22 protein-coding genes are annotated in these 19,842 nt (G+C 75.9%); 20 read left to right on the forward strand and 2 right to left on the reverse strand.

The features are described from left to right. Positions 1 to 6: 6 nt before the first annotated feature. Entirely contained in the window at positions 7 to 468 is a 462-nt protein-coding gene (locus WA616_RS13970) for a hypothetical protein (RefSeq protein ID WP_336030693.1), read from the reverse strand. Positions 469 to 657: 189 nt separating this feature from the next. Here WA616_RS13970 and WA616_RS13975 point away from each other — a divergent pair, with 189 nt between their 5' ends. From WA616_RS13975 to WA616_RS13985, 3 genes are read left to right on the forward strand one after another with little or no spacing between them, the layout of a single operon-like run. After that, positions 658 to 1,506, forward strand: coding sequence for an endonuclease/exonuclease/phosphatase family protein (locus WA616_RS13975; protein WP_336030695.1), 849 nt, complete (start codon positions 658 to 660; stop codon positions 1,504 to 1,506). Between the two features lie 52 nt (positions 1,507 to 1,558). Continuing rightward, a complete protein-coding gene (locus tag WA616_RS13980; RefSeq protein ID WP_073420892.1) occupies positions 1,559 to 1,909 on the forward strand; it encodes an ArsR/SmtB family transcription factor in 351 nt (116 codons plus the stop codon). Then, entirely contained in the window at positions 1,906 to 2,385 is a 480-nt protein-coding gene (locus WA616_RS13985) for an SRPBCC family protein (protein ID WP_336030698.1), read from the forward strand. The genes WA616_RS13980 and WA616_RS13985 overlap by 4 nt, the downstream gene beginning before the upstream one ends. 24 nt (positions 2,386 to 2,409) lie before the next feature. Here the strand turns inward: WA616_RS13985 and WA616_RS13990 are convergent, their stop codons facing one another. Beyond that, on the reverse strand, positions 2,410 to 3,213 hold the full coding sequence (locus tag WA616_RS13990; RefSeq protein ID WP_336030699.1) for an MBL fold metallo-hydrolase: 804 nt from the start codon (positions 3,211 to 3,213) through the stop codon (positions 2,410 to 2,412). 102 nt (positions 3,214 to 3,315) lie between these two features. Between WA616_RS13990 and WA616_RS13995 the strand changes: the two genes are divergently transcribed. From WA616_RS13995 to WA616_RS14075, 17 genes are all read left to right on the forward strand, one after another. After that, entirely contained in the window at positions 3,316 to 3,654 is a 339-nt protein-coding gene (locus WA616_RS13995; RefSeq protein WP_336030700.1) for a UBP-type zinc finger domain-containing protein, read from the forward strand. Positions 3,655 to 3,692: 38 nt separating this feature from the next. After that, positions 3,693 to 5,204, forward strand: coding sequence for a TldD/PmbA family protein (locus WA616_RS14000; RefSeq protein ID WP_336030701.1), 1,512 nt, complete (start codon positions 3,693 to 3,695; stop codon positions 5,202 to 5,204). Further along, on the forward strand, positions 5,201 to 6,589 hold the full coding sequence (locus WA616_RS14005) for a metallopeptidase TldD-related protein (protein WP_336030702.1): 1,389 nt from the start codon (positions 5,201 to 5,203) through the stop codon (positions 6,587 to 6,589). Before WA616_RS14000 ends, WA616_RS14005 begins: the two co-directional genes overlap by 4 nt. A 204-nt stretch (positions 6,590 to 6,793) precedes the next feature. Continuing rightward, the gene (locus WA616_RS14010) at positions 6,794 to 7,633 is read left to right on the forward strand and encodes an amidohydrolase family protein (RefSeq protein ID WP_336030704.1); all 840 of its coding nucleotides are present in this window, start codon (positions 6,794 to 6,796) and stop codon (positions 7,631 to 7,633) included. A gap of 22 nt (positions 7,634 to 7,655) precedes the next feature. Next, entirely contained in the window at positions 7,656 to 8,213 is a 558-nt protein-coding gene (locus WA616_RS14015; protein WP_336030705.1) for an MSMEG_0572/Sll0783 family nitrogen starvation response protein, read from the forward strand. A 47-nt stretch (positions 8,214 to 8,260) separates the two neighbouring features. Then, positions 8,261 to 9,313: an MSMEG_0568 family radical SAM protein gene (locus WA616_RS14020; protein ID WP_336030707.1), complete on the forward strand. Its 1,053-nt coding sequence runs from the start codon at positions 8,261 to 8,263 to the stop codon at positions 9,311 to 9,313. 10 nt (positions 9,314 to 9,323) lie between these two features. Beyond that, entirely contained in the window at positions 9,324 to 10,757 is a 1,434-nt protein-coding gene (locus tag WA616_RS14025) for an MSMEG_0567/sll0787 family protein (protein WP_336030709.1), read from the forward strand. Next, positions 10,754 to 11,587, forward strand: a complete 834-nt coding sequence (locus tag WA616_RS14030; RefSeq protein ID WP_073420904.1) for a carbon-nitrogen hydrolase family protein — start codon at positions 10,754 to 10,756, stop codon at positions 11,585 to 11,587. The genes WA616_RS14025 and WA616_RS14030 overlap by 4 nt, the downstream gene beginning before the upstream one ends. Continuing rightward, positions 11,580 to 12,914, forward strand: a complete 1,335-nt coding sequence (locus WA616_RS14035) for an MSMEG_0569 family flavin-dependent oxidoreductase (protein WP_336030712.1) — start codon at positions 11,580 to 11,582, stop codon at positions 12,912 to 12,914. Before WA616_RS14030 ends, WA616_RS14035 begins: the two co-directional genes overlap by 8 nt. Before the next feature lie 82 nt (positions 12,915 to 12,996). Further along, positions 12,997 to 13,812 (forward strand): carbon-nitrogen hydrolase family protein, encoded by an 816-nt coding sequence (locus tag WA616_RS14040; protein ID WP_336030714.1) that lies wholly within the window; start codon positions 12,997 to 12,999, stop codon positions 13,810 to 13,812. After that, entirely contained in the window at positions 13,809 to 14,897 is a 1,089-nt protein-coding gene (locus WA616_RS14045) for an MSMEG_0565 family glycosyltransferase (protein ID WP_336030717.1), read from the forward strand. Before WA616_RS14040 ends, WA616_RS14045 begins: the two co-directional genes overlap by 4 nt. Positions 14,898 to 15,016: 119 nt before the next feature. After that, the gene (locus WA616_RS14050; protein WP_336030719.1) at positions 15,017 to 16,063 is read left to right on the forward strand and encodes an LLM class F420-dependent oxidoreductase; all 1,047 of its coding nucleotides are present in this window, start codon (positions 15,017 to 15,019) and stop codon (positions 16,061 to 16,063) included. A 65-nt stretch (positions 16,064 to 16,128) separates the two neighbouring features. Then, positions 16,129 to 16,764 carry a TetR/AcrR family transcriptional regulator gene (locus tag WA616_RS14055; RefSeq protein ID WP_336030721.1) on the forward strand — a complete coding sequence of 212 codons (636 nt, stop codon included), beginning with the start codon at positions 16,129 to 16,131 and terminating at the stop codon, positions 16,762 to 16,764. Between the two features lie 88 nt (positions 16,765 to 16,852). Further along, positions 16,853 to 17,536 carry an NADPH-dependent F420 reductase gene (gene npdG, locus WA616_RS14060; RefSeq protein ID WP_336030722.1) on the forward strand — a complete coding sequence of 228 codons (684 nt, stop codon included), beginning with the start codon at positions 16,853 to 16,855 and terminating at the stop codon, positions 17,534 to 17,536. 153 nt (positions 17,537 to 17,689) lie between these two features. Next, positions 17,690 to 17,992 (forward strand): hypothetical protein, encoded by a 303-nt coding sequence (locus WA616_RS14065; protein ID WP_073420929.1) that lies wholly within the window; start codon positions 17,690 to 17,692, stop codon positions 17,990 to 17,992. A 119-nt stretch (positions 17,993 to 18,111) separates the two neighbouring features. Beyond that, positions 18,112 to 18,585 (forward strand): hypothetical protein, encoded by a 474-nt coding sequence (locus WA616_RS14070; protein ID WP_336030724.1) that lies wholly within the window; start codon positions 18,112 to 18,114, stop codon positions 18,583 to 18,585. Positions 18,586 to 18,761: 176 nt separating this feature from the next. Then, positions 18,762 to 19,778, forward strand: a complete 1,017-nt coding sequence (locus WA616_RS14075) for a C40 family peptidase (RefSeq protein ID WP_336030726.1) — start codon at positions 18,762 to 18,764, stop codon at positions 19,776 to 19,778. Positions 19,779 to 19,842: the final 64 nt, after the last annotated feature.

Raw genomic sequence — 19,842 nt, forward strand, 5'->3', positions numbered from 1 at the left:
CGCCGGTCAGGCCTGCGGGGCGGGTCCCGTCCAGGCGTAGAGGTGGCCGTCGACGACGACGGTGACCCAGCCGTCGCACAGCAGCGCCGGCTCGCCGGTCAGGTCGGGCCAGGAGCCGCCGCCGTCCCACGGCATGCCGGGGTGCGCCAGCGGCGTGCACGACCCGGGCGCCGTCGTCCCGGCCGCGAGCGCCATGTCCGCGCGCACGCTGCCGTCGTCCTCGCCGTACGCGTCGCCCGGCCGGACGACGGTCACGCCGGTCCCGACGGAGCGCGTCCAGAACGGCACCGAGCCCTCGGGGGCGCGCGCCGCGTCGTCGCGGGAGGTCGTCTCCGTGTGCCCCTGCAGCTCGGCGAGCACCGCCCCGGCGCCGTGCACGCCCGCCGGCATCGCCACCAGCACCCCGGCCACCGCCGTCGCCGCCACCGCGACCGCCCCGCCGAGCACCGCTCCGACCGTTCCGCGCACCGCGGACCTCCTCCCGTTCGGCCACCGTCGTGGTGGCGGGACGAGCGTCGTCCGCGCAGGTCGCTGCGCGCGTCGGCCGCCGGGACGATCCGCGGGACCGCCCGCCGTCCGACCGGGGGAGGACCCGGGGAGCACCGGCGTGCGACGGCGGCTGGAGGACGGGCGCCCGCTCGGGTTGACTGCGCGGGCATGGCGGCGTCCCTGCGGGTCCTGACCATGAACGTCCTCGGCCCGGCCAACCCGGACTGGCGACGGCGCGGCGCGCTGACCGGGGAGACGCTGCGCCGGCTGGACGCCGACGTCGTCGCGCTGCAGGAGGTGCCGGTCGCGGGCGGCACGGTGGAGGAGCTCCTCGGGTCCGGCTACACCGTCACCCCGTTCTCGCGGGCGGCGGACGACGGCGTCGGCGGGGTGCTGGCCACCCGCGCGCCGCACCGGGTGGTCGAGGAGGTCGACCAGCGCCGCACCGAGCGGGCCCGCGACTTCGCCTGGTGCGCCACGCTCGTCGTCGAGGTGGACACCGCGGTGGGCCGCACCCTGGTCGCCCACCACAAGCCGAGCTGGCAGTTCGGCTACGAGGCCGAGCGGGAGCAGCAGGCCCTGGCCGCCGCGCGCACGCTGGAGCGGCTCGCCGGCACCGCCGACCACGTGGTGGTGCTCGGCGACTGCGACGCCACCCCCGACGCCGCGAGCATGCAGTTCTGGCGCGGCCGCCGGTCGCTCGACGGCACGAGCGTCTGCTACCAGGACGCCTGGGAGACGCTGCACCCCGGCGACCCCGGGCTCACCTTCGACGCGCGCAACCCGCTCGTGCGGGCCGGCGAGGTGGCCACCGCCGTCGGCCGGCGGATCGACTGGGTGCTGGTGCGCGCCGGCGTGCACGGGCCGACGCTGCAGGTCACCGCGTGCGCCCGGGTGCTCGACGAGCCCGTCGGCGGCGTGTGGGCGAGCGACCACTGCGGCGTCGTCGCCGACCTCGCCCTCCCGGACCACCCGCCGGGCACCTGGGCATCCTCAACCGGATGGTTGACAACGTAGGCGCGTAGTCCTACCTTCGTCTGCAACCACTTGGTTGAACGAGGAGGTCGAGGTGGCGGCAGATCCGCTCTCCCGGGTGTTCGCGGCGCTGGCCGACCCGACGCGGCGCGACATGGTCGCCCGGCTCGCGGTCGGTGACGCGACGGTCGGCGAGCTCGCCGCCCCCTACGACGTCACCGTGCAGGCGGTCTCCAAGCACCTGCGGGTGCTCGAGGACGCCGGCCTGGTGAGCCGGAGCCGGGAGGCGCAGCGCCGCCCGGTGCACCTGGAGGCGGAGGTGTTCGACCTGATGACGAAGTGGATCGAGCGCTACCGGCGGCAGGCCGAGGAGCGCTACCGCCGCCTCGACGACGTCCTCGCGGGCATGCCGGAGGACCCACCCCAGGAGAGGAACCCGTCATGACCACCAGCACGCGCGAGACGCGGATCGCCGCCGACCCCGACGTCCCGCTCATCCGCATCACCCGCGAGTTCGACGCCCCGCCGGCCAATGTGTTCCGGGCGCACACCGACCCGGAGCTGGTCGTGCAGTGGCTCGGCCCGCGCGGGCTGGAGATGCGCATCGACCACTACGACTGCCGCACCGGCGGGTCCTACCGCTACGTGCACAGCGACGCGAACGGCGAGTACGCCTTCCACGGCTCCTTCCACGAGGTCCGCCCCGACGAGCGGATCGTGCAGACCTTCACCTTCGAGGGCATGCCCGACGGCGTCGCGCTGGAGAAGCTCGTGCTGGAGGACCTCGGCGACGGCCGCACCCGGCTGACCTCGACGTCGCTGTGCGACTCCTTCGCCGACCGCGACGCGATGCTGGCCAGCGGCATGGAGGTCGGCGTCGTCCAGGGCTACGAGCGCCTCGACGAGGTGCTGGCGCGCTGAGCGGCCGGGCGCGGGGGCGCCGCGTCAGGCGCGCAGTGAGATCGTCTCCCCGCGCTGCACCACCCGCACCTCCCCGGGCGCCCGCCGCTCGGCGACCTCCCGCACGAAGTCGCCGAGCGGCGAGGCGAACCGGTCGTAGTCGTCGTAGTGCACCGGCACCGTGACCGGCGGCCGCAGCAGCTCCACCAGGTCGGCGCCCTGCCGGCCGTCCATCGTCACCGTGAAGCCCAGCGCCTTCGTCCCGCCGAGGTGGGGGACGACGACGTCGAGCGGCCCGCAGCGCTGCAGCACCTCCGCCAGGTACGGGCGGAAGAGCGTGTCCCCGGTGACGTAGCCCCGCCACGTCACCTCGCCGCCGCGCAGCAGCTCCAGCACGCTGCCCATGATCGGCGGCAGCACCCGGGCGAGCACGCCGGGGCCGTGCTCGCCGGGCACCGAGGTGATCCGCAGCGTCTCCTCGCCGCGCGTGAGCTCGTGCACCTGCCAGGGGCGCAGGTCCGCCGTGGCGGAGAAGCCCCGCGAGGCGAGCGTCCGGGCGGCGGCCTGCGTGGTGACGACCGGCGTGGCCGTGTCGATGCTCGCGTAGGCGATCCGGTCCCAGTGGTCGCCGTGCAGGTGGGAGAGCAGGACGGCGTCGAGGTCGGGCAGGTCGCCGGGCAGCAGCGCCGGGTCGGTCAGCCGCTTGGCGAACAGGCCCTTGCCGAGGTAGACGCGCTGCCCGCGGCCGATGAAGTTCGGGTCGGTGAGCAGCGTGAAGCCGCCGAGCCGCAGCAGCGTCGTCGCGTTGCCGCCGAAGGTCAGCGTGACGTCGTCCGCGGGGCCGGCCATGGCTCCCCGCTACCCCGCGACGTCCGGGGGGACACGCCGGGACCTTGCCCCGGGCCCCGGACCACGGCAGCGTCGGCGGCCTCTCGCCCGAAGGAGGACCCGATGGAGCAGATCGACCCGGACGTCCCGCCGAGCGGCACCGGCTGCGTGGAGTGCGACGCGACCGGCGGCTGGTGGTTCCACCTGCGCCGGTGCGCCGCCTGCGGCCACGTGGGCTGCTGCGACTCCTCGCCGTCGCAGCACGCGTCGGCCCACGCGGCGGCCACCGGGCACCGGGTCGTGCAGAGCTTCGAGCCCGGTGAGGACTGGGCGTGGGACTACGTCGACGAGCGCTACGCCCGCGGCGTGCGGCTCGCGCCGCCGACCGAGCACCCGGCCGACCAGCCCGCCCCCGGGCCGGCCGGGCGGGTCCCCACGGACTGGCAGCGGCTCCTGCACTGAGGGCGGGGCGGGGGCGGCCCGGCTGGTAGACAGGGGCGGTGGTGCAGCCCCGGGACGTCGACGAGTCCTTCCTCGCCCTGCCCCTGTCCGCGCTCGCCGAGGCGGCGCTCACCCGCGCGGTCGACCTCGGCTGCGCGCACGCCGACCTGCGCGTCGAGCGGATCCGCACGCAGTCGCTGAACCTGCGCGACGCCCGCCTCGAGTCGCTGGCCGACGGCGAGGACCTCGGCCTCGCCGTGCGCGTCGTCCACGAGGGCACCTGGGGCTTCGCTGCCGGTGTCGTCCTCACCGCCGCGGAGGCGGTGCGGCTGGCCGAGCAGGCGGTCGCCGTCGCGCAGGTGTCCGCGGCGCTGGTCACCGACCGGGTCGAGCTCGCCCCGGAGCCGCCGCACGAGGGCGCGTGGGTGTCCTCCTACGACGTCGACCCGTTCGAGGTGCCCGACGCCGACAAGACCGCGCTGCTCACCGAGTGGTCCGAGCGGCTGCTGGCCGCCGACGGCGTCGAGCACGTGACGTCGGGCTGCATGCACGTCAAGGAGCAGAAGTTCTACGCCGACACGTCCGGCACCCGGACGCGGCAGCAGCGGGTGCGCATCGCGCCGGAGTTCACGGCGCTGACCGTCGACCGCGCCACCGGCGCCTTCGAGAGCATGCGCACGATCGCCCCGCCGGTCGGCCGCGGCTGGGAGTACCTCACCGACGGCCGCTACGACTGGGCCGCGGAGCTCGCGGAGATCCCCGAGCTGCTGCGCGAGAAGACCAAGGCGCCGTCGGTGGAGCCGGGCCGCCACGACCTCGTCGTCGACCCGTCCAACCTGTGGCTGACCATCCACGAGTCGGTCGGCCACGCCACCGAGCTGGACCGGGCGCTCGGCTACGAGGCCGCCTACGCCGGCACCTCGTTCGCCACCCCCGACGGGCTGGGCAGCCTGCGCTACGGCTCGGAGCTCATGCACGTGACCGGCGACCGCACGGCCGAGCACGGGCTGTCGACGATCGGCTGGGACGACGAGGGCGTCGAGGCCCAGCACTGGGACATCGTCCGCGACGGCGTGCTCGTCGGGTACCAGGTCGACCGCAACACCGCGCGGATGGGCGGGATGGACCGCTCCAACGGCTGCGCGTTCGCCGACTCGCCGCGGCACGTGCCGGTGCAGCGGATGGCCAACGTGTCGCTGCAGCCGGCCGACGACGGGCCGGACCTCGACGGCCTGATCGCCGGGGTCGAGCGCGGCATCTACGTCGTCGGCGACAAGAGCTGGTCGATCGACATGCAGCGCTACAACTTCCAGTTCACCGGCCAGCGCTTCTACCGCATCGAGGGCGGCCGGCTGGCCGGGCAGCTGCGCGACGTCGCCTACCAGGCCACGACGACGGACTTCTGGGGCTCGATGCGCGCCGTCGGCGGCCCCTCGACCTACCGCCTCGGCGGTGCCTTCAACTGCGGCAAGGCCCAGCCCGGGCAGGTCGCGCCGGTGAGCCACGGCTGCCCGGCGGCGCTCTTCGAGGGCGTCACCATCCTCAACACGGTGCAGGAGGGCGGGCGATGAGCGCCGCGACAGCGCAGGAGCTGGTCGAGCGGGCGCTCGCGGCGTCGACGGCCGACGGGTGCGTGGCCTACGTCGTCGAGAGCACCGAGGCGAACCTGCGGTGGGCGTCGAACAGCCTGACGACGAACGGGGCGATGCGCTCGCGCCAGGTCGTCGTCGTCTCCTTCGTCGACGGCGGCGCCGGGATGGCCACCGGCACGGTGGCGCGCACCGGTACGCCCGACGTCGCCGGGCTGGTGGCCGCCAGCGAGCAGGCCGCCCGCGACGCCGGTCCCGCCGAGGACGCGGTGCCGCTGGTGTCGGAGGCCCCGGCGGGCGCGGGGGACTGGGACGCCGACCCGGCGGAGACCTCGATCGAGGTGTTCACCGGGTTCGCGCCGGCGCTGGGGGAGGCCTTCGGCGCCGCCCGCTCCCGCGGTGACCTGCTGTTCGGCTACGCGGAGCACTCGCTGACCACCACCTACGTGGGCACCTCGACCGGCCTGCGGCTGCGCCACGACCAGCCCACCGGCCGGGTGGAGCTCAACGGCAAGAGCACCGACTTCGCGCGCTCGGTGTGGGCCGGCGTCGGCACCCGCGACTTCCGCGACGTGTCGGTGCCCGACCTCGCCGCCGACGTCGAGCGCAAGCTCGGCTGGGCGCAGCGCCGCGTCGACCTGCCCGCGGGGCGGTACGAGACGGTGCTGCCGCCGTCGGCCGTGAGCGACCTGATGCTCTACGCCTACTGGACGATGGAGGCGCGCGACGCCGACGAGGGCCGCAACGTCTTCGCCCGCGCCGGCGGCGGCAACCGGATCGGCGACCGGCTGGCCCAGCTCCCGCTGACCCTGCGCAGCGACCCGCACGCGCCCGGCCTGGAGGCCGCGCCGTTCCAGGTGGTCAGCGCGTCGTCGGGGTCGGCGAGCGTGTTCGACAACGGGATGGCGACGCCGGCGGTCGACTGGATCCGCGACGGCGTGCTCACCAACCTGGTGCGGCCGCGGGCGTGGGCGCTCAAGACCACCGCGCCGGCCGTGGCCGCCGTCGACAACCTGGTGCTCGAGGCCCCCGAGGCGACGGCGTCGCTGGACGACATGGTGGGCGCCACCGACCGCGGGCTGCTGCTGACCACGCTCTGGTACATCCGCGAGGTCGACCCGCAGACGCTGCTGCTCACCGGGCTCACCCGCGACGGCGTCTTCCTCGTCGAGGGTGGCGAGGTGACCGGCGCGGTGAACAACTTCCGGTGGAACGAGTCGCCGGTGGACCTGCTCGGGCGCATCTCCGAGGCGGGGCGCACCGAGCGGACGCTGCCGCGTGAGTGGAACGACTGGTTCACCCGCGCCGCGATGCCGCCGGTCCGGGTGCCGGACTTCAACATGAGCTCGGTGTCCCCGGCCAGCTGAGGGCCGCACTGCCGGCGTTTCTCGTGCACTGACGGCGCTGCAGGACCGGCAGTGCGCGAGGAACCCCGGCAACCGGGGTGACGGCGGCCCGTGCGGGTCCGGCAACAGACCCGGAACAGCAGGTCAGCGGCGCGCCCGATCCGGAAACGAGAACTCGTTCCGGACGTCACCAGGGGGCAACGGGAGCCCGCCAGGGTTCTCGGCATGACGACGCCGACCCGCTGGCGGGTGCACGACGCGCACCGCCACCTCGGCGTCCTCCCCGCGCACCCGTTCTACGGCGGCCCGCCGGTCAACCCCGACACCACCGCCCGCGCCACGATCGACGAGCTGCTCGCCGACCTCGACCGCGAGGGCACCGAGCGCGCGCTCGTCATCCCGAACTACGGCGTCCCCGACCCGAGCACCTCCTTCGCGCTCAACGACCTCGTCGTCGAGGCGGCTCAGCGCGACGACCGCGTCGTCGCCGGGCTCTGGACGAGCCCCCGCCCGCAGGACGCCGCCGCCACCGAGAAGGCGCTGGCGCTGGCCGGCGAGCCGGGCGTCCGGGCCCTCAAGCTCTCCTTCCTGCTCGGCGGCCGGGCCGGCGACGACGCCTGCCGCCCGCAGCTCGACGCGGTCTTCGGCGCGGCCCGCGAGCACGGCCTCGTCGTGCACGTGCACACCAGCCCCGGCGCGGCCAGCGACCTCGACGAGGTCGGCACGCTGGTCGACCGCTACGCCGACGACGTCGCCGTCCACCTCGTGCACATGGGCGGCGGGATGAGCGGCCACGTCAAGCTCATCGGGCAGCGCTTCTTCGCCTGGGTGGCCGAGGGCAAGCGCGTCTACACCGACACCAGCTGGGCGATCGGCTTCGCCCCGCGCTGGTTCGCCCGCGAGATCGAGCGCCACGGGATCGGCGCCGACCGCGTCCTGTTCGCCTCCGACCAGCCCTGGGGCGACTTCGAGGGCGAGTCGGCCCGGCTGGCCGCGGCCACCGGCGACGGCGAGCTCGCCGACCTCTTCTTCCGCCGCAACTTCGAGTCCCTGCACGACCTCTGACACCGATCAAGGGAGCCGCACCGTGACCCAGACCCTGCCCGCCACCACCGGCACGCCGCTCATCTCCGACGAGGACCTCAAGGCCAACCAGCAGACGAGCCTCGCCGAGGTCCCGCACCCCTCGCTCCCGCCGGGCAGCAACCTCTACGGCTCGACCAAGATCTTCCCGGACTACCAGGCCGGTGAGGGCGAGTCCTACTTCACGCTCGTGCACGGCATCGCGCACGAGTCCTCGGTCAGCTTCGTCGCGTGCCTGCAGGCGCTGCGGGCGCTGCGCAAGGGCTACGAGTCGGTCCTCTACTTCTACGGCCCGGCCGCCATGAACGCGATGGCCACCCGCGGCTTCCCCACCACCGGCGACTCCGCCTTCCCGGGCGAGCACAACATCAACACCCAGATCGAGCGGTTCATCGAGGAGGGCGGCACGGTCTACGTCTGCCGCTTCGGGCTCTCGCTGCACGGCCTGCGCGAGGAGGACCTCATCGCCGGCTGCATCCCCTGCCACCCGCTCGACGTCCAGGACGCGCTGATCCACTACGCGCGCAAGGGCGCGATCATCAACTCCACCTACAACCTCTGATGACGGCGGCCCGGGGGACCGCGGCTCCCGGACGCACTCCGACGCGGGTGGGCACCCGCGTGGACGTCGCGATCCTCGGGGTCCGCGTCGACGCCCCCGTCTCCCGCCGCGCCGGTGCCGGGCCCAGCGACGACGGGCACGTGCTCCTCGACGGCGTCCCGACGGCGCTGCCGGTCAACCCGGACAGCCCGTACTCGATCAGCGGCGGCCGGCTGCTTCTCGACGGCGCCGACCTGGGCCTGGAGGCGACGCCGGTGCGCCGGCCCGCCTTCTACGACCTCACCACCGCCGACGGCGTCCCCTACGAGCGGATCGCCCGGCTGCACGGCCGCGACGTCCTGGCCACCACCGTGGTGCAGACCTGCGTCCGTTACGCGGAGGACCAGCGCTGCCGGTTCTGCGCGATCGAGGCGTCGCTGGCGGCGGGCTCCACCACCGCGGTGAAGTCGCCGGCGCAGCTGGCGGAGGTCGCGGAGGCCGCCGTCCGGCTCGACGGCGTCCGGCAGGTGGTGATGACCACCGGCACCACCAACGGCCGCGACCGCGGCGCCCGCCACCTCGCCCGCTGCGTGCGGGCGGTGACCGCCGCCGTCCCCGGCCTGCCCGTCCAGGTGCAGTGCGAGCCGCCCGCACCCGGGGACCTCGACGCCATCCAGGAGCTCCGGGACGCCGGCGCCACCGCCCTCGGCATCCACGTCGAGAGCCTCGACGACGACGTCCGGCGCCGCTGGATGCCCGGCAAGGCCACCGTGCCGATGGCCCAGTACGACGCCGCGTGGGACGAGGCGGTGCGCGTCTTCGGCCGCAACCGGGTCTCCACCTACCTGCTCGTCGGCCTGGGCGAGGACCCCGACGAGCTCGTCGCGGGCGCGCTGCGGCTCGCCGACCGCGGCGTCTACCCGTTCGTCGTCCCCTACCGGCCGCTGGCCGGCACGCTCGCGGTGGCCGACGGCGTCGGCGCGCCCGACCCGCTCGTCCTCGGCGACGTCACCCGCCGGGTGGCCGCCGGCCTGCGCGCCCGCTCGATGCGCGGCGCCGACCAGGGCGCCGGCTGCGCGGCCTGCGGCGCCTGCTCCGCGCTGTCGACGGCCGGCGCGTGAGGGCGGCGGCATGAGGACCGTGCTCAGCCCGCAGGAGCTCGCCAGCCTCGAGCGCAGCGTGCTGCTCGTCGACCACCGGCTCGCCGCGCCCGCCCCGCCGTGGCGGGTGGAGCAGGCCGGGCCCGACGGCGTCGCCGCGCACCGGGCGCTGCGCCACGCGGCCTTCGTCGAGGAGCAGGGCCTGTTCGCCGGCACCGACCTCGACGGCGCCGACGACGACCCGCGCGCGGTCGCCCTCGTTGCACGTGGAACCGACGGGACGGTGCTCGGCGGCGTCCGGCTCGGCCCGGCGGATCCCGGCGCCCCCGACGTCGGCTGGTGGACCGGCTCCCGGCTCGTCGTCCGGCCGGGCGCGCCGCACGGCACGGGCGCCGCGCTGGTCGCCGCCGCCTGTGCGCACGCCGAGGCCGCCGGGGCGCTGCGGTTCGACGCCACCGTGCAGGACCGGTACCTGCGGCTGTTCACCCGGCTCGGCTGGCGGGTCACCGGAACGGCGGAGGTCGGCGGGGCGCCGCACACCACGGTGACCTGGCCGGTCGGCCGGCTGACGGCGCTCGTGCAGGCGACCAAGGCGCCGCTCGGCGGGCTGCTGGCCGGCCTGCACCTGGGCGGGTCCGGCTTCGTCGGCGACGACGGCGCCCCGGTGCCCGGCACCGACGTCGTCGCCGCGTGCGACGCGATCCTGCCGTCGATGGTCGAGCGCGACCCCGCGTGGGCCGGCTGGTGCGGCGTGCTGGTCAACGTCAACGACCTCTCCGCCATGGGCGCCGCGCCGCTCGGGCTGCTCGACGCCGTCGCCGGGCGGGACGCCTCGTTCGTCGCCCGGGTGCTCGCCGGGCTCCGCGCGGCCGCGGACGCGTGGGGCGTGCCGGTGCTCGGCGGGCACACCCAGGTCGGCGTCCCGGCGGCGCTGGGCGTCACCGCCCTCGGCCGCACCGACCAGCCGATCCCCGCCGGTGGCGGGCGGCCCGGGCACGCGGTCTCGCTCACCGCCGACCTCGGCGGCGGCTGGCGGCGCGGGCACACCGGCCGGCAGTGGGACTCGACCAGCGGCCGCACCCGCGCGGAGCTGCAGCTCATGGGGTCGGTCGTCGCCCGCACCGCCCCCGCGGCCGCCAAGGACGTGAGCATGGCCGGGCTGGTCGGCACCCTCGGCATGCTCGCCGAGGCCAGTGGCTGCGGCGCCGTCCTCGACGTCGCCGCCGTCCCCCGGCCGGGCGGCGCCGCCGCGGGCGACTGGGCCACCTGCTTCCCCGGCACCGCCTTCCTCACCGCCGACGCCCCCGGCCGCGCGGTCGCCCCGGCCGGCCCCGCGACCACCGCCGTCTGCGGCGAGCTCGTCCCCGGCTCGGGCGTGCGGCTGCGCTGGCCCGACGGCTCCCTCACCCCCGCCCTCCCCGGGTCCGTCACGGGACTCGGCCCAGCCACAGGAGAAGCAGCGTGACCACCCTCGCCGCGGTCGCCGCGCCCTTCGGGCGCGACCTGGAGGCCGCCTTCGCCCGCATCGGGCGGCTCATCGAGGACGCCCGCGCCCGCGGCGTCGAGCTGCTCGCCCTGCCCGAGGCCACTCTCGGCGGCTACCTCGCCGACCTGAGCGGTGGCGGGACGCCGGACCTGCCGCCGGCGCTGGAGGTCGACGGCCCGGAGGTGGCGCTGCTCGCCCAGCTCGCCGGCGACATGGTGGTCACCGCCGGGTTCTGCGAGTCCGACGGCACCTCCCGCTACAACACCGCCGTCGCGGTCACCGGCGACGGAGTCCTCGGCGTGCACCGCAAGGTCCACCAGCCGCTGGGCGAGAACGCCAGCTACGCGGCGGGCGAGGGGTTCCGCGCCTTCGACTCGCCGGTCGGCCGGATCGGCATGCTCATCTGCTACGACAAGGCCTTCCCCGAGGCCGCCCGCACCCTCGCGCTCGACGGCGCCGAGGTCGTCGTCTGCATGTCCGCCTGGCCGGCCGCGCGCACCGCGACGAGCCCCGACCTCGCCGCCGACCGCTGGACCCGCCGCTTCGACCTGTTCGACCAGGCCCGCGCGCTGGAGAACCAGGTGGTGTGGGTGTCGGCCAACCAGTCGGGCACCTTCGGCTCGCTGCGGTTCGTGGCCAGCGCGAAGGTGGTCGGCCCCGGCGGCGACGTGCTGGCCACCACCGGTGTCGGCGAGGGCACGGCCGTGGCCGACGTCGACGTCCGCGCGCTGCTCGACGGCGCCCGCCGCTCGATGGGCCACCTGCGCGACCGCCGTCCCGACGCCTACGGGGTGCTCGCCGGTGTCTGAGCGCACCAGCTGGGGGACGGCCCGCGTCCCGTTCCCGGCCTCCGTGCCGGTCGCCGTCGTCGGCGGCGGACAGGCCGGGCTGTCGATGTCGTGGCACCTGCGGCGGCGCGGGATCGAGCACGTCGTCCTGGAGCGGGACACCGTCGCGCACGAGTGGTCCGACGCCCGCTGGGACACGTTCTGCCTGGTCACGCCCAACTGGCAGTGCCGGCTGCCCGGCTGGCCGTACCGCGGCGACGACCCCGACGGGTTCATGGTCAGGGACGAGATCGTCGCCTACGTCCGCGGCTACGCCGCGTCCTTCGACCCGCCGGTGCTCGAGTCCACCGCCGTCGAGCGGCTCGACGCCGCGCCCGGCGGCGGGTTCACCCTGACGACGACGGCCGGCCCGCTCACCGCCGAGCACGTCGTGCTGGCCACCGGCGGGTACCACCGGCCCGTCGTCCCCGGCTGGGCCTCCCAGCTGCCGGGGCACGTCGTCCAGGTGCACTCGGCGCAGTACCGCTCCCCGGACCGGCTGCCCGACGGCGAGGTGCTCGTGGTGGGCACCGGGCAGTCGGGCGCCCAGATCGCCGAGGACCTGCACCTGGCCGGGCGCCGCGTGCACCTGGCGGTGGGCCGGGCGCCGCGGGTCGCCCGCTCCTACCGGGGGCGTGACGTCGTCGCGTGGCTGTCGGACATGGGCCACTACGACATGCCGGTGACCGAGCACCGCGACGGCGAGGCCGCCCGGCTGGGCACCAACCACTACGTCACCGGCCGCGACGGCGGGCGCGACATCGACCTGCGCGCCTTCGCCCGCGACGGGATGCGGCTCTACGGCGTGCTGCAGGGGCTCGCCGGCGCCACGCTCACCTTCGCCGACGACCTGGCGGCCAACCTCGACTCGGCCGACCGGGTCAACCAGGACGTGCTCGACGCGGTCGACCGGTTCATCGCCGCCGAGGGCGTCGACGCGCCCGAGGAGGCCCGGTACACGCCAGTGTGGGTGCCCGGGCCGGACGCGCCGACGACGCTGGACGCCTCGCGGATCGCCGCCGTCGTCTGGTGCATCGGCTTCACCAGCGACTGGAGCTGGGTGCGGTTGCCGGCCTTCGACGGGCGCGGGTACCCGACCCACGTGCGCGGGGTGACCAGCGTGCCCGGGCTGTCGGTGCTGGGGCTGCCGTGGCTGCACACCTGGGGGTCGGGACGGTTCTCCGGGGTGGGGCGGGACGCCGGGCACCTGGCCGACCACGTCGCCGCCCGGCTGGCCGGCGCGCCCCGGGCCGGCCTGGACCGCGAGCTCGCGCTGGCCGCCGCCGGCCCGGCACCGACCGTGGGCTGATCCCGTTGAGGCATAGGAAGCGATGCGCACGTCCCGGTTCCCGATACGTGCGTAGAGCTTCCTATGCCTGGAGGCGACGGTCGTGAGGGTGGCGGCGGTGGCGGCGCACTTCGGCCGCGACCTCGAGCAGTGCCTGGCCAAGGTGGAGACGATCGTGGCCGCGGCCCGCTCCCGCGACGTCGAGCTGCTCGTCTTCCCCGACGCCACCCTCGGCGGCTACCTGGGCGACCTGTCCGGCACCGACGCCGGCGAGCTGCCGCCCGCCCTGCCCGAGGACGCCCCCGAGCTGAAGCGCGTCGCGGCCACCGCGGAGGACATGGTCGTCTGCGTCGGCTACCGGGAGGTCGCCGACGGCGTGCACCACAACACCGCCGTGTGCCTCACCGGCGACGGCGTCCTCGGCCGGCACCGCAAGGTGCACCAGCCGGCCGGCGAGCGCACCGCCTACCGGGCCGGCGACCGGTTCGCCGCGTTCGACACCCCGCTCGGCCGGATCGGCATGCTCGTCGACTACGACAAGACCTTCCCCGAGTCCGCCCGCACGCTGGCCGCCGACGGCGCGCTGCTGGTGGCCTGCCTGTCGGCGTGGCCCGCCAGCCTCACCGACCGGGCGCCGCGGCTGGTGCAGGACCGCCAGTCGCGGCTGTTCGACCTCTACGACTGCGCCCGCGCCGCGGAGAACCAGGTGGTGTGGGTGTCGGCGAACCAGACGGCGTCGATGGGCCGGCTGCGGTTCCTCGGGCAGGCGAAGGTGGTCGGCCCGGGCGGCGACGTGCTGGCCCGCACCTGGGCCAAGGCCGGGCTGGCGCTGGCCGAGCTCGACGTCCCCGCCGAGGTGGCCCGGGCGCGCACCGTCCTGTCCCACCTGCGCGAGCGACGACCGGAGGCCTACCGGTGAGGGTGGCACTGCTGACCTACTCGACCCGCCCGCGCGGCGGCGTCGTGCACACGCTCGCCCTGGCCGAGGCGCTGGCCCGCGCCGGGTGCGACGTCACCGTGTGGTCGCTGGGCCGTGGCGGCGACGGCGGGTTCTTCCGCGCCGTCGACCCCGCCGTCCGGGTGTGCCTGGTGCCGTTCCCCGACCGGCCGGGGGAGGACGTCGGCGCGCGGATCCTGCGTTCGATCGAGGAGCTCGGCGCCGCCTTCGCGACCGCGGGCGGGCGCCACGACGTCGTGCACGCCCAGGACTGCATCAGCGCCAACGCCGTCGCCGACTGCGTGCGCACCGTGCACCACCTCGACGCGTTCACCACACCCGAGCTGGTCGCCTGCCACGACCGCGCGGTGCGCCGGCCCTCCGCGCTCGTGTGCGTGAGCGCCGCCGTCGCCGCCGAGGTGGCGGCCGGGTACGGGCGGACGGCGACGGTCATCCCCAACGGCGTCGACGCCGCCCGGTTCGCCGCGGCCGCCGGCCCGGGCGGTGCCGCCGCGCGCAACCGCTGGCGGGCGCGGCTGGGCCCGTACGTGCTGGCCGTGGGCGGGATCGAGCCGCGCAAGGGGACGCTCGACCTGGTCGAGGCGATGGCGGCGGTGCAGCGGGCGCGGCCGGAGCTGTCGCTGGTGGTGGCCGGTGGGGAGACCCTGTTCGACCACCGCGGCTACCGGGAGCGGGTGGAGGCGCGGGCGCAGGAACTCGGCGTCTACCCGGTGGTGCTCGGGCCGGTGGCGCACGACCAGCTGCCCTCGCTGGTGGCCGCGGCCGACGTCTTCGCCTTCCCCTCGACCAAGGAGGGCTTCGGGCTGGCCGCCATGGAGGCGCTGGCGGCCGGGGTGCCGCTGGTGACCCGCGACCTGCCGGTGCTGCGCGAGGTGTTCGGCGGCGCGGCGCGCTTCGCCGGCAACCCCGCGGAGCTGGCCGCGGAGCTCCTGGCCGCCGGCGGGGAGCGCGACCCGGCGGTCCGGGCGGCGGGGGAGGAGCTCGCCGCCCGGCACACCTGGGACGCCGCCGCCGAGGCCCACCTGCGCTTCTACGCGTCCCTGTAGAGGGGGCATCCAGGGCGCTGTCGGCTCCTGGTGACCGTCGGGTCGGCCACTTGACATCATCGTCACCGACAGCCGTGGCGGCCACCGTGCCGCCGCGAGGACGGTGGGGGCGAGGGGCGATGCGCATCGGCATGCGGGTGCAGTACAGCGGCGGTTTCCGGGAGGCCGCCCAGGAGATCGGCGACCTGGAGAAGGCCGGCCTCGACGTGGTCTCGATCGCCGAGGCCTACAGCTTCGACGCGGTCAGCCAGCTCGGGTACCTCGCCGCGGTCACCGAGCGGATGGAGCTGACCAGCGGCATCCTCCAGGCGCTCACCCGGACACCCACGCTGACGGCGATGACGGCGGCGGGCCTGGACTTCGTCTCCGACGGCCGGTTCACCCTGGGCCTGGGCGCCAGCGGGCCGCAGGTGGTCGAGGGCTTCCACGGCGTCCGCTACGACGCCCCGCTGGCCCGGTTGCGGGAGATCGTCGAGGTCTGCCGGATGGTGTGGCGCCGCGAGCGCGTCGTGTACGAGGGCCGGAAGTACACGATCCCGCTGCCGCCCGACCAGGGCACCGGTCTCGGCAAGCCGCTCAAGCTGATCAACACCCCGGTGCGCGAGCGGATCCCGATCACGCTGGCCTCGATCGGCCCGAAGAACGTCGAGATGACCGCCGAGATCGCCGAGGGCTGGGAGCCGATCTTCTTCGTGCCGGAGAAGGCGCGGGAGACCTGGGGCGCCTCTGTCGACGCCGGCCTCGCCCGGCGGGACCCGGCGCTCGGGCCGCTGGACGTGCGGGTCGGCGTCCCCTGCGCGATCGGGGAGGGGCTGGAGGGCCTGCGCGAGCAGTCCCGCGCCGACCTCGCCCTCTACATCGGCGGCATGGGCGCCCGCGGCAAGAACTTCTACAACGAGCTCACCGTCCGCTACGGCTATCCCGACGCCGCCGCCACCGTGCAGGACCTCTACCTGTCCGGCCGCAAGGACGAGGCCGCCGCCGCGGTGCCCGACGAGATGGTCGCGGCCACCTCGCTGGTCGGCCCGCGGAGCTGGGTCGCCGAGCGGCTGGCCGCCTTCCGCGACGCCGGCGTCACCACGCTCGTCACCTCCCTGGTCCAGCCCGACCGGGCCGCCCGGCTGCGCACCGTCGAGCAGCTCAAGCAGCTGGCCCTGGACCTGTGACCGCGTCGGGTCCTCCTGCCGACAGCCGTCCGCCGGAGCGGCGGGGGCGAGGTGTCGGGACGGTCGTGAGCGCGGTGCAGCAGGAGCGCCGCGAGGCCGGGCCGCTGACCGGTAAGGGCCAGGCCCGCAAGGCCGCCCTGCTCGACGCCGCGCGCCGCGTCTTCGAGAAGCGCGGCTTCCTCGACACCAGGGTCGCCGACATCGTCGCCGAGGCGCGGGTGGCCCAGGGGACGTTCTACACCTACTTCGACTCCAAGGACGCCGTCTTCCAGGCGGTCGCCACCGGGGTCGTGGGGGAGATGCTCGTCGCCCTGCGGGCCGACACGCACGCCGGGACGCCGTACGAGCGGGCCCACGCGGCGATGGAGCGGTTCGTCGACGCCTACCGGCCGCGGGCCCGGATCATCGCCCTCGTCGAGCAGGTCGGGACGTTCACCCCGGAGCTCAAGCACCTGCGGCTGCAGGTGCGCGAGGCGTTCGTCGAGCGCGCCGCGCGCGGCATCGCCCACCAGCAGGAGGCGGGCATCGCCGACAAGTCGCTGGACCCGGTGCTGACCGCCGAGGTGCTCGGGGCGATGGTCGACCACACCTGCTACGTGTGGCTCAACCTCGGCCGCGACTTCGACCGGGACGCCCTGCTGCGCACGCTGACCACCGTGTGGGTGCGGGCCATCGGCGCGGACGTGCCGCCCGCCGCCTGAGCGGGGTCCCGCGGATCGATGTGACGCGGGCGTCAGCTAGCGTCCGCACCCGGGCGCTCCGCCGGGGAGCGCGGCGAGGAGGCGTCCAGTGACCGAGGCGACCGGGGCCGGCGTGCCCGAGGGGCTGACCGTGGCGGTGCTCGGCGGCACCGGCCCGCAGGGGCGCGGGCTCGCCCGGCGGTTCGCCGCGGCCGGGGTGCGGGTCGTGCTCGGCAGCCGCGACGCCGGCCGCGCGGGCACCACGGCCGCCGACCTCGCCGCGGCCACCGGCGGCGACGTCACCGGCGACGACAACCGCGGGGCGGCCCGCGCGGGCGACGTCGTCGTCGTGGCGGTGCCGTGGGACGGGCACGGCGAGCTGCTCGCCGGCCTGCGGGAGGAGCTCGCGGGCAAGGTCGTCGTCGACTGCGTCAACCCGCTCGGCTTCGACAAGCAGGGCGCCTTCGCGCTGCCGGTCGAGGAGGGCTCGGCCGCCCAGCAGGCCGCGGCGCTGCTGCCCGACAGCCGCGTCGTCGCCGCGTTCCACCACGTCAGCGCCGTGGTGCTCGAGGACCCGGAGGTGGCCGAGGTCGACACCGACGTCATGGTGCTCGGCGACGACCGCGAGGCCACCGACCTGGTGCAGGCGCTGGCGTCCGCGGTGCCGGGCATGCGCGGGGTCTACGCCGGCCGGCTGCGCAACGCGCACCAGGTGGAGGCGCTCACCGCCAATCTGATCAGCGTCAACCGCCGGTACAAGGCGCACGCGGGGCTGCGCGTCACCGACGTGTGACGGCCCGCCGCACGCGTGGGACGCCTGTGACGGGGGAGTGAAATCCCGCACCCATACCGCACGGCACCTCCCCTCAAACACGGTTCCCGGATTATTTTTCCGCGCGACCGCAGGAGGCCTCCGGCAGTGGGGGCCGGCGAGGGGAGCACCCACATGACCCGCAACCAGAAGCCGTCCGTCTTCCAGGTCGGCAGGATCTGGGACGACGGCCGGACGGTCGTCGTCTCCGGCTGGGGCATCGGGCTGTGCGCCGCCGGCTGCCCCTGCCACCGCTCGCCCGTGGGCGGGCACCTGGCCATCGACGAGGACCAGGCCGGCGGCACCCTCGGCCTGCGCTGCTTCGCCGAGGACGGCTGCGACTGCTGCGAGCCGTGGACCGCCGACGAGCTCTCCGCCGTCCTCCGGGACCTGGAGGTCGTCGCCGGACTCGACGCCGAGGAGCCCCTCGCCGGCTGAGGAAGGACCCCCCGGTGCCCGACCTCGCGCTGCAGCGCGAGGTCGGGCACCGCGGTGTGCGGTCCAGGCACCTCCCCGGACCGCCTTTCGCGCGCGGACGGCGGGGTACGGACGTCGCCATGCTGGGACGAGCGGCGATGCGCGGTGCCCTGGCCGGACTGGCCGGCACCGCGGCGATGACCCTGGCCGAGAAGGCCGAGCAGCAGGTGACCGGGCGGCCGGACTCCTACGTGCCCGCGCGCACGCTGACGGCGCTGGCCACCCGCCGCCGCCCGCCGGGCTCCGAGCGCCCGTCCGTGCGCAACCACCTCATGCACTGGGGCACCGGTGCCGCCGTCGGAGCGCTGCGCGGCGTGTGGGCGGCCAGCGGGCTGCGCGGCTGGCGCGCCTCGGCCTGGCACACCTCGGTCCGGCTGGCCACCGACCAGACGCTGGAGAACGCCACCGGCGTCGGCGACCCGCCGTGGACGTGGTCGCGCCGGGACCGGGTCGTCGACGTCGCCGGCAAGGCGATCTACTCCTTCGTCACCGGCGCGGTGGCCGACGCGCTGGTCCCGCTCGCTCCCGACCGCCGGCGGAGCACCGCCCCCTGACAGGACCGGCCCGTTCCCGCGACCCGCGGGGCGGGTGGGACGAACGGGACCGGTGGGACGGTCCCGCCCGCTGATCACCGCGCGCCCTGCACACGCTCCGCTCACCTCCTCCCTACCGTCCGTACGGACCAGATCAGGGGGACGTCGCCCGCAGGGGCGGCAGGAGGAGGCCGGACGTGCAGCGCAACCGGACGACGGGACGGCGCTGGACGGGTGCGGTCGTCGCCGCCACCGGCCTGGTGGCCCTCGTGCTCGCGCCCGGCTCGGCCTCCGCCGCGCCGTCGACCGCCGACGAGGCCGCCCAGCTGGTCGAGGAGGCCGGCCGGCAGCTCACCGCGGTCGACGAGCAGGTGCACCAGGCCGAGCTCACCGTCGCCGCCCAGCAGCAGGCCGCCGCCGAGGCCGACCGGGCCGCCGCCGTCGCCGAGGCCACGCTGCAGCAGTTCGAGCCGGCCATCCGCGCCATCGCGCAGAGCGGCTACACCGGCACCACCCGCTCGCGCGTGGCCGCCTTCCTCGGCAGCGACTCCGCCGACGACCTCGTCGCGCAGATGACGATGCTCGACCTCATCGCCGACCACACCGACGGCGTGCTCACCGAGGTCGCCGTCGCCCAGGCCGCCGCCGACCAGGCCCGCGCCACGGCCGACGCCGCGGCCGCCGAGGCCGCCGCCGCGCTCACCACCCTCCAGGAGCAGCAGGCGCAGGTGCAGGCCCAGGTCGACGCCTACGAGGCCGACTTCGCCCGGCTCACCGCCGCCGAGCAGACGCGGGTGACCGCCGCGCTCGCCGGCCCCGTGCTCGACGCGCCGTCGGCCGCCGTCGCCGCGGCCGCCGCACCCGGCCCCGCCGCCGCCACCGCCGTGCAGACGGCGTTGGGGCAGATCGGCGACCCCTACGTGTGGGGCGCCTCCGGCCCGGACGGCTTCGACTGCTCGGGGCTGACCCAGTACGCCTACGCCGCCGCCGGCATCTCCCTGCCGCACTCGAGCAAGGCCCAGTCGACGATGGGGACCCCGGTCTCGCGCTCGGAGCTGCTGCCCGGCGACATCGTCTACTTCTACTCGCCGGTGAGCCACGTCGGCATCTACATCGGCGACGGGAAGATGGTGCACGCCCGCACCTTCGGCCAGCCGGTCGCGGTGACCAGCGTGGACCAGGCGGGGTACCGCGGCGCCGTCCGCGTCGCCTAGCCGCACCCGGCCCTCCGGCCCGCCCCCGCGCCGGGGGCTGCGGCAGGCCGTACCGTGGCCGACC

The sequence above is a fragment of the Geodermatophilus sp. FMUSA9-8 genome (assembly GCF_037034165.1).
Classification (GTDB): Bacteria; Actinomycetota; Actinomycetes; order Mycobacteriales; family Geodermatophilaceae; genus Geodermatophilus; species Geodermatophilus nigrescens.